This window comes from Sphingobacterium spiritivorum (assembly GCF_016724845.1).
Classification (GTDB): domain Bacteria; phylum Bacteroidota; class Bacteroidia; order Sphingobacteriales; family Sphingobacteriaceae; genus Sphingobacterium; species Sphingobacterium spiritivorum_A.
Window position 1 is genome coordinate 3,701,205 of record NZ_CP068082.1, and the last position, 15,203, is coordinate 3,716,407.

Genomic DNA, 15,203 nt, shown 5'->3' on the forward strand with positions numbered 1-15,203 from the left:
GTGTTTTTATTGTCTAATATCAAGAATATGTTTCTCTGTTAGTGTGTGTGAGAGATACTTTTGCAACGTTACAGAATTTATTGAATAAAAGCAAGAATTGTTATGTATAGAATTTTCGGTATTTTTTATAGAATTTTTGATTTTATTAAGTAGAATCACTTTAATTGATCTGAGTTTTTTAATTCCAATCTCTTTACTATCATCAGTACACTAATGGAATTTTATTTTTATGACCTGACATAAGGATTTTCTTAGAGATGTTGATTCCAACTTAAAGAATAGAAGAATATATTAGATATCCTTAGATGTGGTTATATTTCTTACTGAGATAACGTATTGCAGTATGTTTTTAGGGCCAACATTTATTTTTGATCTATATGTTAATAGAGCAGTAAAATCAATATTACTATAGTTTTATCTAAATGTTGTCTGATATGACGCAAAGCTATTGTGATCTGATTCTCTACAGTCCTTTGAGAGATTTGTAATCTTGACGCAATCTCTTCATTTTTCAGATTTTCAAATCGGCTCATAATAAATATCTCCTGACAGCGCTTTGGAAGTTTTGACAAAATATTGCGCAATGTATTATCCAGTTCTTCAGATTCCAGTTTATCAATTGCTGTATTTGAATTGGAGGCCTTGCTGACTGTAGACAGGTCATCTGTAAAGTTTAATAGAGATTTCTCTTTAACTCTCAGATATTTGTATACATGATACCGGGTTGCGGCATGCAGATAGGCCGGGAACGTTGTAATCTGCAGATGATGACGTTTGTTCCAGATATTAAAAAAAATATCATGTGTTATTTCTTCACTTTGTTCTTTGTCTTTAAGATACTTAAAAGCTGTCCGAAATAGTAAAGACCAGTATTTATCAAAAAGCATGGCAAAAGATGACTGGCAATCCTGAGTCTGGGTTGCTAACCACAATTCCTGGTCAGTTTTATTCTTGTCATTGACCGATGGCTTTTTGTTTAATTGCATATTTGTGGCTGAAAAAGGTTAAAATCGTATATTATGAACCATTACAATTAATATTATAAAGATACCCTAAAATATAGAATTATGAATATAGAATTATGAGTACTGGCAAAATAAATTAAATATTTATGTGTGTGTGATCCTAAAATTGTCTCTATATAAATAATTAGACACTTTAAATGTTTTAATTAAGTAGTAGAAAGTAAATTTTAATCATATAAATAAAGATCTCTAACACTAACTGTTAATGTATGTCCTTAGGACTTCAGCCCGTTGTACACAACGGGCTTTCTTTATTGTTTTGTAATTTTCAGATTACCATATCTGATCTCTTTCATTTTATTGTCAATACGTACTTTTATTATTTATACTAAATAATATCTTACAGACGATGTATTCTTTTGCTGATCAGTGTGCTAAAAATGCTATATGAATAATAAAAATGAAAATAAATAAAATAGTTATGTGTGTAGAAACGCTAAACGGTCTCTATACATAAGAACCTTACTTGAAAAACAATGTTAACCAAAGACCAATACATACAATTATATGAAAAATATACAAATGGTAATTGCAGTAAAGAGGAGTTGCAACAATTGGAAGCCTACAAAGATGACTTTCAATGTGTAGAGACTCCATGGGATAGAGATTCCATGGGCGAATCTGATGAAGTGCGAAAGCGTATCTATGACAAGTTGTTTTACAAGATCAATGAAAGTCCTATTAGTAAACAGCGTAGTTATAGTTGGCTTAAATGGGGGGCAGTAGCAGCCACACTAATGGTTTTTATGGGATTAGTATGGATAATTAAGCGTAATCAAGTGGTAGAACCACCAGAACAATCCATAATCGGGAATCTCATAAAACCGGGAAGTGATAAAGCTATACTTATTTTAGAAGATGGAAGCCAGTTAGATCTCGAAAAGATAAAATCCGGTGCGATACATAACAATGGTAAATATATAGCTGAAAAGATCAAAGGAGGACAATTAGCATATAAGGATGAGGATGTAAAGACTGTTTCTGATGTGGGTTATCATATTTTACAAACCCCTAAAGGAGGACAGTTTCAACTTAGATTGCCTGATGGTACTATAGCCTGGCTCAACGCGTCCTCTTCAATTAAATATCCGACTGCCTTTGTTGGTGCAGAGCGTAGAGTAGAGATCAGCGGAGAGGTGTATTTTGATGTTAAAAAGAAAAATGGAAAACACTTTGTGGTGAAGACTGATGATCAGGAAATTACAGTATTAGGTACGCGGTTTAATGTTTTTGCATACCCTGAAGAGCCGTTTGTACAGACTTCACTGATAGAGGGTAAAGTTCAGTTGAACACTAAAGATCATCAGTTGATGCTTAAGCCAGGGTTGAGTTCGGTTTATAATAAAGCCACTGAAAAAGTAAGAACAAGAAGTTTTGATCCTGATGAAGTATTAGCCTGGCAAAGGGGATATTTTAATTTTAATGCGGAGCATATTGAAAGTGTAATGCGCAAAATTTCCCGTTGGTACGACGTAGAAATTGTGTACCAGGGAGATATGAAAGGGAAATTTTTTTCAGGGACGTTGTCACGGTCAAGCAATGTGCAAGATCTCCTGGATGTGATGGCTCTTACAGAGACTGTGAAATTTAAGATTGTAGAAAGGAGGATATACGTTATGGACTGTATAGAACCCCTAAATCCATAAAAAAACCGAGAGCGTTGACAGCACTCTCGGGAATATTAGCTTATATGATCAAATTGTTGAATTCAACAGACGTGTGGCTAACAGCCAGAGCGCAGATTATAAAGTTCTTTTTCATATTCCAAATTCCTATTTGTTGGAATCTAAAGGGAAAATAAAACAAAATACAGGTTATTAATTCTCTTCTTACGAATAAAATAAAAGAGAGAATAAAAAGCAATGTATTCTCTCTTTTGCGGAAAATTAAAAAATAAAGATCAGTAATCTGATTTTAATTTTTGATTAAGTCTTTTTTTTGTGTATATTAAATATTTTATAAATGTTTTTTTTGAAAAAATGAACAAACAACTAATACTTGCTATTTTTGCTCTGTTAATTACATCTACGCATCAACTTTATGCCCAACAGATAATTTTTAGTACCAATCCGGAAACAGGGGCAATAAGTAGCTTAAAAATTGCTAAAGATGGTCGATCAATGAATTGGCTGGTAGCGACAGATGGTACACAATATAGTTCTGTGACCCGTAAGTACGGTTGGGGGTTGGGATATTTTACAGAAACAGTAAATGGTATTCGAACTTCCAGATCATGGGAAATTCCTGTATTAAATAAGAACTGCGGCAAGCAGCTTTCATACAGAACAGGCGATTTACAGGTAGATGTCAGGAGAAGTTTGACAGGGAATGACCTGATAGAAGAATATATATTTACTAATCGGGGAAAACGCACAGTTTCTGTTTCGGATCTGGGCATATATACTCCTTTCAATGATAATTATCCAAATGCAGAAACATGTATTACTTCGCGTACTCATGCACATATATGGGATGGAGGAAATGCAGCCTATATTAATGCCACGCAGATGGGAGCAAATGCTCCGCATCTGGGCCTTATACTATTGGAAGGAGCGATAGATCACTATGAAATCTGGGACCGTGATATGCAAAAAAGCATGTCAAATACACGTGGAATAATCGCTATGATGATGCCGGAAATGACGCTGAAATCCGGAGAAAAGACATCTGTTAAGTGGCGTATATTCACTCATTCAGGTTGGGCTGATTTTCATAATAAAATACTGGAAATGGGAAATATAATTGCCCAGTGCAATCAGTATACTTTTCAAAAGGGAGAAAAGGCATATGTGGAAATACAAGGAAATGAAAACTTGCTGAAGAATTGTACTGTTACTAAAAATGGTAAACCCGTTCCGGTAAGTAAGTTGGGGGAAAGGTGGGTTGTAGAAACAACTATGGATGAACCTGGTAAGGTTCAGTTTGAGATTAATTACGGGAAAGGTAAGCGTACGCATATAGACTGTATGGTCTTTAGTAATTATGAGAGTTTGATTGCCAAACGTGCAAATTTCATTATCGATCATCAACAATTAAATAATTCTTCGGATCCTCGTGACGGTGCATATATGGTTTACGATAATGAAACGGATAAGATTTTTATGAATACTACCGGGAGTGTAAGTCCTGCAGACCGTAATGAAGGTGCTGAACGTCTGGGGATGGGAGCCTTTTTAGCAAAGCAATATCTGGTAACTAAAGATCAAAAGATCAGAGAATCCTTAATGAAATATGTAAAATTTGTACGAAGCAAATTACAGGATAAAGATTATACAACATGGTCTTCCGTAAAAAGAGATTCGAGAAACAGAGCATACAATTATACCTGGGTAGCAGAATTCTATTTTCTTATGTATAAGGTGAGTGGTGATCCGCAATACGCAACAGATGGTTTTAAAACAATGAAATCGATGTATAGTAATTTCGGACATGGCTTCTATTCTATCGGTACACCTGTACGTTTGGGATTGAATGTGTTGAAAGATGCCGGAATGCACGACGAATATAAAAGCCTGTTAGCTGATTATTTGAAAATAGGAGATACATACATCGCTAATGGATTGTTTTATCCTATTTCAGAGGTAAATTATGAACAGAGTATAGTCGCACCATCTATACAGCTTCTATGCGAACTCTATCTGGAAACAGGTGTTCAGAAATATTTAGTTGAAGCAAAGAGACAAATGCCTGTTTTAGAAGCTTTTGCGGGTTTTCAGCCCAGCTATCATATGAACGAAATAGGTATCCGGCATTGGGATGGATATTGGTTTGGTAAATATGAGTTTTGGGGTGATACCTTTCCGCACTATTGGAGCGCAATCACGGCGGCTGCATATCATTATTATTATCAGTGTACACAAGATAAAAGTTACCAGCAGCGTGCTGAAAATATCGTGCGAAATAACCTAAGTCTATTTTCAGAAGAAGGACGTGGTTACTGTGCTTATTTATATCCTCAACGAGTGAACGGGAAAAAGGCCGGATTTTATGACCCATATGCAAATGATCAGGATTGGGCATTAGGGTTTTATTATTTGGTGAATTTAGAATTATAGACTATGATCCTGAAGTGGATTTACATGCATATGTTCAGTAAATGGTAGTTTTAAAATGCTCTTCAATGGGGTTTATAGATCAATTATAGATTGGACATACCGTCTATAGAACAAATGGCTTTTCTGAAAGGAGAAAGATTAATGAATAGATTCAACGTATATGAGTAATATAGAATCTTTAAAATACCTTATTAAAGAAAGGGATATAACACTTATTATCTCGGCTTCTGATATTACGCACTGTGTTTCTATGGGGGCGTATACTGAAGTAGTCAGAACGAATCAAAAGGGGTACGTTATAAAGAAAAATATTAAGACTGTCCTTGAAGAGTTGTCTCATCCTTACTTTATGAGAGTGAGCAGATCGCTTGTGGTCAATATTAAATATTTAAAGTGTATTCATAACAGAGAGAAACAATTAGAACTGGAAAGTGGTATCCGTCTGGAGTTTAGTATTGCAGCTTTTAAGTTAACTCAGGAAGTGGAACATATATTTAAAAATAGCTTAAAGTCTTATCCGTTATATGTAATGGATCGCAATAATTCAAATGAATAACGGTAAAATAGAATGTTGGTAAGAAACAATAATATATTTTGTATTATTGTTTTTTAATCTGTTCTTTGATATGAATTTCTGATCTGTATGATAGACCGGTTAAGATTTCAGTGTTATGCATAAGTTTCACAAATCAGATAAAGAGCAGAAATGTCAAGATACGATTTAGTTTTTCCCGAATGATCTTTAATGCTGCTTTGATGTGATTTTTTACTGTAAATTCTGAAATTCCCAATTCATCTGCTATTTCTCGGTGGCTTTTAGGCGTATATCGGCTCATCGTATATACTTCCCGCATTTTGGGTGGTAATGCATTGACAGTTTGTTCGATATATGCAGCAAGCTCTGCTTCAATAATATGTTGATCTGTCATACAATGCCCTTTACTTATAAATTCCTGCAGGGAATCAAGATATTTGCTTTCCACTTTATGATGTGCAATATAGTCCAGTATACGGTTGCGAAGTGTAGTGTGGAGATAGGCCTGAATATTTAGAATATGTGGTAAGGTATAGCGTCTATCCCATAAATTAGTAAACAATTCCTGAACAAGATCTTTAGCTTGTTCCAGATTCCCTGTCTTTTGATAGGCATGGGTATATAGTGCCAATTTATGTCGGTTATAGAACATAGAGAAGGCATCCTGATCATCTGCTTTTGTCAATACAATCAGTTCGTCATCTGAAAGAGTATGATACGATTTCATGATCAATATAATTGCATCAATTGTTTTATTTGACGTTATTTAGGTTAATTGTTGTGTTGAAAGACTTTATTTGCTAGTGTTATTGTCGCCTAAGTTAAGAAGTGTGTTTGTGTTTTGCAAATAATGATAAAAATGTTGTATAAACCTAAACGTTAAGTGGTATTAAAATTTAAATAGTAACTGTATGAATAAAGTTTGTAAAGTAATATGTCTTATATGCATCTTACATTTTTCATTTTCATTAAAAGCAAAGGCTATTGATGTGATTCCCCGGCCCGCTTCTGTTTCAGAGAGACAAGGCGAATACTTAATTAAAAATAATATCGGCATCTATTCGAATGATAACTTGAATAATGAGATCGCTTTCATTGTAGAAATTTTAAAAGATGAGCAAGGTTTGAAATCCTCAAAAGTAACATCTTCCAAGCAAGCCGGCATTCGTTTATTAATCAGAAAAACATTACAGCAAGAGCTCGGAACAGAGGGATATCGTTTGGAAGCTGATGGAGAAGGTATTCTGATTGAAGCACCGACTTCTACCGGTGTTTTTTATGGTATTCAAACGTTAAGGCAATTAATAAAAAAAGGAACAGGCTTTGCAACACTCGCATGTATAAGCATCAGTGATTCTCCACGATTTTCATGGCGTAGTTATATGTTGGATGAGGGAAGGGCTTACAAAGGCAAGGCTGTGGTAAAAAGACTGCTAGAGGAAATGGCAACTCTGAAAATGAATGTATTTCACTGGCATCTGACAGAAGATCAGGGCTGGCGGCTGGCGATTGAAAAATATCCCAACCTGACCAAAATAGGAGGGCGGCGGGATTCAACACAAATAGGTGGATGGAACAGTAAGTTGTATGATGGAAAACCAATAGAAGGGTACTATACACGTGCTGACATAAAAGAAATTGTAGCCTATGCCAAAGCGCTTCATATAAATATTGTACCGGAAATTGAAATGCCGGGACATGCCAGTGCTGCAATAGCTTCCTACCCGTGGCTTGGCGTTACCAAACTTCCTATAAGTGTACCTACAAGTTTTGGTGTGAAATATGATGTGTTTGATGTGACAGATCCAAAGGTAACTGGATTTCTTCAAGATGTATTGAGTGAAGTGATAACTATGTTTCCCTCAGATGTAATTCATATCGGAGGTGATGAGGTAAAATACGATCAATGGAACAATTCTCCGGAAGTTCAGGCTTACATGAAAAAACATACATTAGCTTCTCCAGCCGATCTTCAGATCTCATTCACAAATGGCATTTCTAATTTTTTGGAAAAAAATAATAAGCGGATGATGGGTTGGAATGACATAATGGGTGCTAAATTACATGACTATAACCAGGATGCAGCACCGGTAACGGGTACTCTTTCCAAATCTGCCATTATTCAGTTTTGGAAAGGTAATGTCGATCTGATGAAAGAAGCTGCACGCAACGGATATGATATTGTTAATTCCTATCATGAGGCCACCTATCTGGATTACAGTAATATTTCTCTTGAAAAAGCCTACAGCTTTAATCCTGTTCCTGATGGTCTGGATAAACAGTACCATTCTAAAATATTAGGACTGGGCTGTCAGATGTGGGGCGAATGGATATCTGAAGTGAAGGATATGTACAGACAGACATTTCCCCGCATTGCCGCCTATGCAGAGGTAGGATGGACTAAAGTGGAAAACAAGAATTATGCAAAATTTGAGCAAGCTTTACCCTATTTCTACAACAGGTGGAGTAAAAAGGAGATAGACTTTAATAAATAATATTCTGAGTCCAAAGAATTTAATAAGGGAAATATTCAAAATAATTATTCGATTTATAAAAACAAACCAGTCGCAAATTGTTATATTGTAACATCATGCTCCTGAAAATATAACTTTTCAATATTCATGTGTCGGGGAGATCGAAGATAATATAGAGTGGTTCAAAGTGAAATTTACTAAATAGATAAGATTATGAGTATTGTAATATTTAAAGATCAGGCTTTTGACACTAAGAAATTAGTGAACATTACCCTAAAAAGTGAACACCTTAATTTTCTGGCTAAATTGAAGCGTGTAGATACCGCTAAGCTGGTGTATGTTCACAGCAATACGGAAGATGGTGCTGATGTTCCTGCCTATCTGGATAATAAATATCTGGCTGAAGTATGGGAGGACAATAAATTTACCGGAAATGTTATTCTTATAAATGAAGAGAACGCTGATATAGAACTCTACGAGAAATAGCAAGGTAAACTGACAGTTTTTTCTAAGAATAGTCCCTGGGTATTATTTATCTAAAATATAAGGGCTCTGTTTTTTGATTAGATTGTATACTAAAGCTATTGCCACTTTCGCAGAAAACAGATTTAAGTTGACCCATTGAGCTTGTCAAAATATTCCTAAGGCTTTGACAAGCGCAATGGGCAATAGAAGACATTCTGTTTTTTAAGGCAGTAAATCAATAAATTTCTTGTTCTTGGCATCTAATTTTTTCGGTTTGCCAATCCGGCCTTCCCTTACGCTGAATTTCTCTTCACCCATCGCTTTAATGTCGTCGTAAACAGGATTGATAATCCAATTGCCTTTTACATCAACTATACCTTTTAATTGTTCAGCTTCATCAACTGCTGTAAAATAACCCTCCTTGCCAATTGCTTCTATTTCCTTTAGCAATTTAACGTTAACCTTTTTTGTGATATTTTGCGGTTTGTCATTTTTTACATACACCAATATATAATTTACAGGCCCTGCAAAATAATATTTTGCGTACTCTATTTGAGCGTCTTCAGCAGGTTTTTGAGGTAATTTACTTTTTAAAAAGCTGTCAACTTCCTGATCTGTTTTTATTTTTTGCTGATCAATTAATGCAATTGCTTGTTTATAAACAGGCAGTGTTTTTTTTAACCATGCTATGGTTTCTGCAGATGAAATACTGTACGAGCTACTTCCTGATCTTCTAAAGGCCCTGTCGTTTTTGTAATAACCCTGTACATCGCTCAGCTTTTCCGATAAAGATTTTGGATAGCTCAGTTTAACCTCGCCATCAGCATTGCTTTTCATTTCTATCCAATCTTCTCCGATTTTTACTTTAGGATGTGAACTATCCAAGCGATAAGAAGTCGAAGTGTAATGCCTGAACTCAACATCAAAATCAACAGAGCGTATAGGCTTGGAAGCATCTATCAGAAAATGGTTATATGCCAGTTCTTCTGCATTTTTATCCTCTTTATAGTTGGCATCTGCTGAAGTTCCATCCCAGAAATGCAATATACCCGGTTTAAACTGAGGCGCCACCGAATAACCTTCCTCTGCATTATCTCCAAATCCTAGTAATTCATTTGCGTCTAATAAGTTAAGTGAAATGGAAACAAAACTCTTCGGCTTTCCGACTTCCGTAGTCAGGAAAAAATCTTTATTTACTGCCGCCAGGAAATCATTTGTCGAAAGATATTTTGTTTGCTGATCAGTAAAATTATACTCGTCATTCTCATCAAAAGCTTTATTCGAATTAGCTTGTACGGGTTTAATACTAAACTCCAGCTGCGCTAAATCGATCATGTTTTCAGAATTCTCGATGTACTCTTCAAGCCCCGCTTTTATTTGTCCAATGTCGTTCTTTTTTTCTTGTGAACAACCGTAATTAAAGAATTGGCAACATATAAATAATAACAAATAGCTGTTTCTAGTCATGATCTAATTTAAAAATATTATTTACCACTGCAAAACGACTTATTTTTCAGGTAGGCATTAAAACTTTATAACGATTGGCCTCTTTTATCTCCTCTGGCAAGCACATATAGGACTAATCGCAGAATGTTGAACTAAATAGCCGGTTTTTCTAATAATAATCCAGGGGCTATATTTATCTAAAATACAGACCCCGGACTTACTTTTTCAATTTATGTTCAGGTATTAGTATGCTGAATGCGAAACCAAAAATGAATACTACAAATCAAATTCAACTTTTCTTTCTAAAGTGGATCCCATAAATGCGGAATTATCCTTTACGGAAGAAAAGGTATAAAAGGTCGGAGCGTCTCCGAACGGTCTGAATTTGTACGTCTTTTGTTTCACAATTTCGGTAAACAATTGCAATCTTCCTAATGAAGATTGGAGCAGTTGGCTGAATCTCCAGTCTTCAGGTGTTCCAAAAAAGAAGCATCTTATGGTAGATTTGCTTAAAATATTGCGTTCAAATTCGGATAAACTATCAAAATCAGCTATAGCCTTATTCAGCATTGCCAATATTTCCTGTGACTGGTTGCCTTCAATAGTTACGAATCCATATCGGCCATAAGTAATGGAATTTATAAAAATAGGCATGCGTTCCGCTTGTAAAGCACTACTAAGTTCTCCTTCTAAGAATTTCCAGCCCGATTTTGTTGTATCTATTTTTATGCTGTAATAATCTTGTCTGAAGAAAGCAAAAGTACCTTTTCCCGGGACAACGGCATTATCAGTGCCGAATTCCAGTAAGCCTACACCCGGCTTAAAGCTATCCCAATACATGTTAGATCGGTTAAAAAACACAGAATCTTTGACATCACTAAAGCTGGAGAAGAATCCGGTTTTAAGGGATACATCTCCTACATGCTGATCAATGGCTGGTTCTCCGATGTCTCTCAATGTGCCGGACTGAAACTGTTTGAGATCAGAATTTCGCAGTTCCATCTGTTTTCCTTCTGCGATCTTTACATTATTCTTTCCGACAATAATAACATCCTGTCTCAGAGGTAGAGTGTTGCCTGTAAGTGGTAATCCGGAAGAGAATACCCCTTCTTTGATAAATACGTTTCCATTAAATACACTGCCTGTATACAGGTCGGGATATGTTTTTAGGTCTGGGCCACCACCTGGTTCAAAAACACCAAATTCCTTTATACTATTTGACCTTGAAACCTGAAAGCTTACTTTTGAACTGTCCTGATTCACCACCGGAGTTGATACGGAGTACCCTTTTTTTATAAGATCATTTTTCAGCGAATCTACAATCTGTTTTTTTGAACGTACCTTCTGTTCAATTATTGTTGGTTTTTTGTCTTCAATAATATCTTTTTTACAAGATACCATAGCGCAGACAGTCAAAGACAAAAGTAGATAGGCGTGTAATTTCATCATAGTACAGATTATAATATGTATTTATTATAAAAATAGAATAAATAAATTACATTTAAGGAATATTTGTTATGTTTTTTGATTAATAATTATTAAATAAGGTATAAGGTTGTTTATATTGTAACAAAGCCCTGAAAATAAAAATGCAGTGTCTGAACAGGACACTGCATTGTAAGCTGCTACCTTTTGTTTAATTATACCGTCAACAGGTATAGTTAGCAATATGTTTTTTGCGGATAGACCTCTATTTTACTTCTTTTCCTGATTTGTCTAAATAGAACTTTCTTCCATTTTCGACAACTTCCGCTTTACCATTTTCGAAGCCTGATACATCTTCGTATTTTAAAGGAATGATTTCTTTCCCGTTTTTGTTAATCAGTCCCCACTTATCATTCAGACTCACACGGGCATAGCCATTTTGAAAATCAGATGCCAGATCATACTTCAAAGGAATAACTTCCTTTCCTGTTTTATCTGCAAAACCAGTCTTATCATTTAATTCAACTTTGGCAAGACCATCGTAAAAACGAGGTATATTATCATATTTTAGCGGAATGATTTCTTTACCTTTCTTATCTATCGATCCCCATTTTCCATTACGTTCTACAGGTGCCGCTCCATCACTAAAACCCATGATATCATCATAGATAAGCGGTATTACTTCCTTTCCTTTTTCATTGATAAATCCCCATTTTCTATTAGCTTTTACACCATAGTAGCCATCTCCGGTATATCCTACCCCGTCATATTTAAATGGGGTGACAGCGTTTTCATCATCATCGAAGAATGCAATTTTATCATTCTCGTCTTTTAATGGGGTCAAATCCTGTGCAAATACTGACACACACAGGAGACCAAAGATCAGGGTTGTTGTTAGCTTTTTCATAAGTTAATGGTTAACATGGAGATGGCTCACAGACTGACATCTCTTTATGACAAAGTTATAGGCAGGTGTGTTACTTTGCAATACGTCTAAAGGAGTATCTTTGCTGGCTGGAAATATAGTATTGCTTCAATTCCGGGCAAAGAATCCACTATATGTGAAATTACATTCTGACTAAGATTAAGCACGAAAACTTGATATCTCTTTTAATATTTTTTTAGGAAAACAGAAGGCCATTTTTAGATTGACACTAATTTTGAGATACAGTTTTCTTCACAATCTCTTCGTTCAAGCCGGGGTATTAAGCATTATCAAAAAGATAATAAGTACTCATGTTGATATTTGATTCATTTTCAGCAAAGCAGACTCTTATTCTGGAGACAACGGTCTCTTTATTTAATGATAGTTCATACCGCAAATCTTCAAATTGAAAGATTATTCTATCTACTTTATTCTGATCATATAGCGAATAATAAATACGAAGATTAGTAAAAGGAGCTAAATGTTGTTCTATATATGCAGCCTTTCCAAAATCCGAATCAAGAGGAATTTGTTTAACTAAAAAGTCGGTGTGCTGCGGATAATTATGCACATCTAAATCGATGTACGCTATTTGGGCAGGTGCTTTATTTGTCTCAGCAATAAAACCAATCATAATACCGCTGTCTTCCATCTCAATAGGGAATTCATCAATTTCATCATATTCATATTCAGACAAAAAATCGTTAATTTTGGTTTGAAATACTTTTTCAAATTCTTTATTGAAATCTTTATTTCTTATATCCGTGCGAAACAACTTAGACGTTATCGGATTATCTCCTGTGGTTCTCATAATAAATTGTTTTCTCTTAGTGTATCATAAAAATCGCCGTCACTTTCCATTTTTTCGATGATTTTTCCCATGAGTTCTTTGAAACCCAACTTAGGGGATTCTTGTCCGAATACAGGATGAATAAAGAAATTCAGCTCCTGAGGGTTGTCTTTTATCCATTTTAGAAAAATCACCGAATCCACTTTGCTTAATGTTATTGGTAACTCGCAATGGCTCAGGTAGGCTTCCATATAATACTCGTCCTGCCACAATAGAAGTGTGCTACTCCCGTCATTACCAATAATTACCTGAAAAGTGTCTTCTGAAGTAATGGTAGTAAGAAAATTGCTTTCTCTTTTCGGGTAATTTGAATCCTGAATATTTTGCTTTTTCATTTCAACCCTTGTGTTCATTTATTAATGATGAATAACTTTTGTTCAGCATAACCCGTATTTCTTTCATGTAAATTTATGATTTACTGAAAAAATAATAACAAATTGTTATAAGCAGGTTGTTTTCTCTTACATCTTTAATATGCTTGTTCTGCTAAATACTTATATATGAAGATACAAAAAGGTTGTGAATTCAGATCATGCTGTGGTACAAACTTTATGAGGGACAAATCCGAAAGCGAGGTATAATAATGTTGTATTAATGTATTCCATAGAATTGAAAAGGGTTAAACCAGATTAATTCTCTTCTTTTTAAGGAGATATCCCGTTTATCGGGAGAGAGGTTAAGAACCAATATTCTTACACTTCATTATAAAAAGGATAGCGGGTATCTAACCTGTCAATATCTTACCTCTTAGTTATACTCTCTGTTCTTTTGTGGTTTAAAGAATAGATAAATCACACATAACCCCATTATCATTGCTGCTATATAGCCGATAAATGCAATTGTTTCAGTCTGTTGTTCGGTTCCTTTTTGTACTGTTTCGATTAAAAATCCGGTGTTACCCTTGAATCCCAATAGCCAATGTGTTAAGTTCCATGCAAAATGAATTCCGATGGAGAGTGCAATGTTTCCTGTTCTCAACGTCGAAAATCCAAACAGGATTGCGCCCAATCCAGATCCAACGAAGGCATTTACAACAGAATATCCACCAAAAAGATGTTCAATACTAAAAATAACTGTGACAATAATCATGGCAACTACAGGTCCGGTAATTGTCTTTAATTTCCAAAGCATATACGTTCTGAAGGCAAGTTCTTCACGAAAAGCAACAAAAAGAAAGAGGGGGATATGTAGGACAAGAATATTAGGATTAAATGTTTGAGATCGGGTAAAAGCAACATTGCTGAAAGTGATGGTAATTACAGTCATCAGCAGTACCATAATAAGGCCTGTTCCAAATCCGGATACAAACCGTACTACACTCTTTTTATCAAATCCTAACCCGTTTTTGGAAAGTACACTTTTATCACTTCGTACAAACCAGTAAATCAAAATAAAAGTAAATATGGATGCAGTGATTAAAGACAATAAATCCGGTAAGAAACTTTGCTTTGTAAGGGCGGAGGAGCCGATAAAGATGAGCAATGTGAAGAGATAAAAAATAATTACCTTCAGGTAGCCGGATACTTTCTTCATTTCTAATTGGTTATTTTGCATGAAGTTAGTGAATTACTTACTGAAAATAGTGGGTGCAATGCAGAAAAATAACCTTTCTCGAAAGATGAAGGTTTTGCGGAGAGGGCGGGATTGATTTAGTCTCACCTGGCTCCAACACAATGCCCAAACCTTCCTTTTGATCTCGGATTCTCATCCCTTGATTGTTGCATGCTACGTAATATTCCTGCAAGACATAAGAATCGTGTATACAAAAAAAGAGTCCAATTTGCATTGGACTCTTTTTACTGTTGTGCGGAGAGGGCGGGATTCGAACCCGCGGTACCTTGCGGTACACACGCTTTCCAAGCGTGCTCGATCGACCACTCTGACACCTCTCCGTTAGGAGCCACAAAATTAATATCTTCCGGCAATAAACCAAAACATTTCTGCATAATACGGATAAAAATGTAAAAGAAAAGATAACATTTGTGGCAACTTGTTAATTATCA

The 15,203-nt window shown here is 35.3% G+C and carries 13 protein-coding genes and 1 tRNA gene; 5 read left to right on the top strand and 9 right to left on the bottom strand.

Features of this window, described 5'->3' with window-relative positions; all coding sequences use genetic code 11:
• Positions 1-380: 380 nt before the first annotated feature.
• Positions 381-986, bottom strand: a complete 606-nt coding sequence (locus tag I6J03_RS15730; protein WP_003004451.1) for an RNA polymerase sigma-70 factor — start codon at positions 984-986, stop codon at positions 381-383.
• A gap of 515 nt (positions 987-1,501) precedes the next feature.
• On the opposite strand from I6J03_RS15730, the gene I6J03_RS15735 reads away from it, so the two are divergent.
• From I6J03_RS15735 to I6J03_RS15745, 3 genes are all read left to right on the top strand, one after another.
• Positions 1,502-2,671, top strand: coding sequence for a FecR family protein (locus I6J03_RS15735; protein ID WP_003004447.1), 1,170 nt, complete (start codon positions 1,502-1,504; stop codon positions 2,669-2,671).
• Positions 2,672-3,004: 333 nt separating this feature from the next.
• Entirely contained in the window at positions 3,005-5,080 is a 2,076-nt protein-coding gene (locus I6J03_RS15740; protein ID WP_039989609.1) for a hypothetical protein, read from the top strand.
• A gap of 160 nt (positions 5,081-5,240) precedes the next feature.
• Positions 5,241-5,636, top strand: coding sequence for a LytTR family DNA-binding domain-containing protein (locus tag I6J03_RS15745; RefSeq protein ID WP_003004442.1), 396 nt, complete (start codon positions 5,241-5,243; stop codon positions 5,634-5,636).
• A 133-nt stretch (positions 5,637-5,769) separates the two neighbouring features.
• Here the strand turns inward: I6J03_RS15745 and I6J03_RS15750 are convergent, their stop codons facing one another.
• The gene (locus I6J03_RS15750; RefSeq protein ID WP_003004439.1) at positions 5,770-6,342 is read right to left on the bottom strand and encodes an RNA polymerase sigma-70 factor; all 573 of its coding nucleotides are present in this window, start codon (positions 6,340-6,342) and stop codon (positions 5,770-5,772) included.
• Between the two features lie 184 nt (positions 6,343-6,526).
• On the opposite strand from I6J03_RS15750, the gene I6J03_RS15755 reads away from it, so the two are divergent.
• Complete coding sequence (locus I6J03_RS15755) at positions 6,527-8,110, top strand: beta-N-acetylhexosaminidase (protein ID WP_003004436.1); 1,584 nt, start codon at positions 6,527-6,529, stop codon at positions 8,108-8,110.
• Between the two features lie 192 nt (positions 8,111-8,302).
• A complete protein-coding gene (locus I6J03_RS15760) occupies positions 8,303-8,575 on the top strand; it encodes a hypothetical protein (protein ID WP_003004433.1) in 273 nt (90 codons plus the stop codon).
• Positions 8,576-8,776: 201 nt separating this feature from the next.
• Here the strand turns inward: I6J03_RS15760 and I6J03_RS15765 are convergent, their stop codons facing one another.
• The 7 genes from I6J03_RS15765 to I6J03_RS15795 all read right to left on the bottom strand — a co-directional run bounded on the left by I6J03_RS15765 (position 8,777) and on the right by I6J03_RS15795 (position 15,092).
• The gene (locus tag I6J03_RS15765; protein WP_157600390.1) at positions 8,777-10,003 is read right to left on the bottom strand and encodes a WG repeat-containing protein; all 1,227 of its coding nucleotides are present in this window, start codon (positions 10,001-10,003) and stop codon (positions 8,777-8,779) included.
• Positions 10,004-10,276: 273 nt separating this feature from the next.
• On the bottom strand, positions 10,277-11,449 hold the full coding sequence (locus tag I6J03_RS15770) for a thiol-activated cytolysin family protein (RefSeq protein WP_003004428.1): 1,173 nt from the start codon (positions 11,447-11,449) through the stop codon (positions 10,277-10,279).
• A 241-nt stretch (positions 11,450-11,690) separates the two neighbouring features.
• On the bottom strand, positions 11,691-12,332 hold the full coding sequence (locus tag I6J03_RS15775; RefSeq protein ID WP_003004426.1) for a WG repeat-containing protein: 642 nt from the start codon (positions 12,330-12,332) through the stop codon (positions 11,691-11,693).
• 298 nt (positions 12,333-12,630) lie between these two features.
• A complete protein-coding gene (locus I6J03_RS15780; RefSeq protein ID WP_003004423.1) occupies positions 12,631-13,161 on the bottom strand; it encodes a hypothetical protein in 531 nt (176 codons plus the stop codon).
• Complete coding sequence (locus I6J03_RS15785; RefSeq protein WP_157600389.1) at positions 13,158-13,535, bottom strand: hypothetical protein; 378 nt, start codon at positions 13,533-13,535, stop codon at positions 13,158-13,160. The genes I6J03_RS15780 and I6J03_RS15785 overlap by 4 nt, the downstream gene beginning before the upstream one ends.
• A 412-nt stretch (positions 13,536-13,947) precedes the next feature.
• Positions 13,948-14,733 carry a CPBP family intramembrane glutamic endopeptidase gene (locus I6J03_RS15790; protein WP_157600388.1) on the bottom strand — a complete coding sequence of 262 codons (786 nt, stop codon included), beginning with the start codon at positions 14,731-14,733 and terminating at the stop codon, positions 13,948-13,950.
• Between the two features lie 274 nt (positions 14,734-15,007).
• Positions 15,008-15,092: transfer RNA gene (locus I6J03_RS15795), tRNA-Ser, on the bottom strand.
• Positions 15,093-15,203 lie beyond the last annotated feature (111 nt).

Bases quoted from the DNA above. Each gene is read 5' to 3' on its own strand.
- I6J03_RS15745 (WP_003004442.1), top strand. From the start codon at position 5,241: ATGAGTAATATAGAATCTTTAAAATACCTTATTAAAGAAAGGGATATA.
- I6J03_RS15785 (WP_157600389.1), bottom strand. From the start codon at position 13,535: ATGAAAAAGCAAAATATTCAGGATTCAAATTACCCGAAAAGAGAAAGC.
- I6J03_RS15755 (WP_003004436.1), top strand. From the start codon at position 6,527: ATGAATAAAGTTTGTAAAGTAATATGTCTTATATGCATCTTACATTTT.
- I6J03_RS15780 (WP_003004423.1), bottom strand. From the start codon at position 13,161: ATGAGAACCACAGGAGATAATCCGATAACGTCTAAGTTGTTTCGCACG.
- I6J03_RS15760 (WP_003004433.1), top strand. From the start codon at position 8,303: ATGAGTATTGTAATATTTAAAGATCAGGCTTTTGACACTAAGAAATTA.
- I6J03_RS15790 (WP_157600388.1), bottom strand. From the start codon at position 14,733: ATGAAGAAAGTATCCGGCTACCTGAAGGTAATTATTTTTTATCTCTTC.
- I6J03_RS15740 (WP_039989609.1), top strand. From the start codon at position 3,005: ATGAACAAACAACTAATACTTGCTATTTTTGCTCTGTTAATTACATCT.
- I6J03_RS15775 (WP_003004426.1), bottom strand. From the start codon at position 12,332: ATGAAAAAGCTAACAACAACCCTGATCTTTGGTCTCCTGTGTGTGTCA.
- I6J03_RS15770 (WP_003004428.1), bottom strand. From the start codon at position 11,449: ATGATGAAATTACACGCCTATCTACTTTTGTCTTTGACTGTCTGCGCT.
- I6J03_RS15735 (WP_003004447.1), top strand. From the start codon at position 1,502: ATGTTAACCAAAGACCAATACATACAATTATATGAAAAATATACAAAT.
- I6J03_RS15730 (WP_003004451.1), bottom strand. From the start codon at position 986: ATGCAATTAAACAAAAAGCCATCGGTCAATGACAAGAATAAAACTGAC.
- I6J03_RS15750 (WP_003004439.1), bottom strand. From the start codon at position 6,342: ATGAAATCGTATCATACTCTTTCAGATGACGAACTGATTGTATTGACA.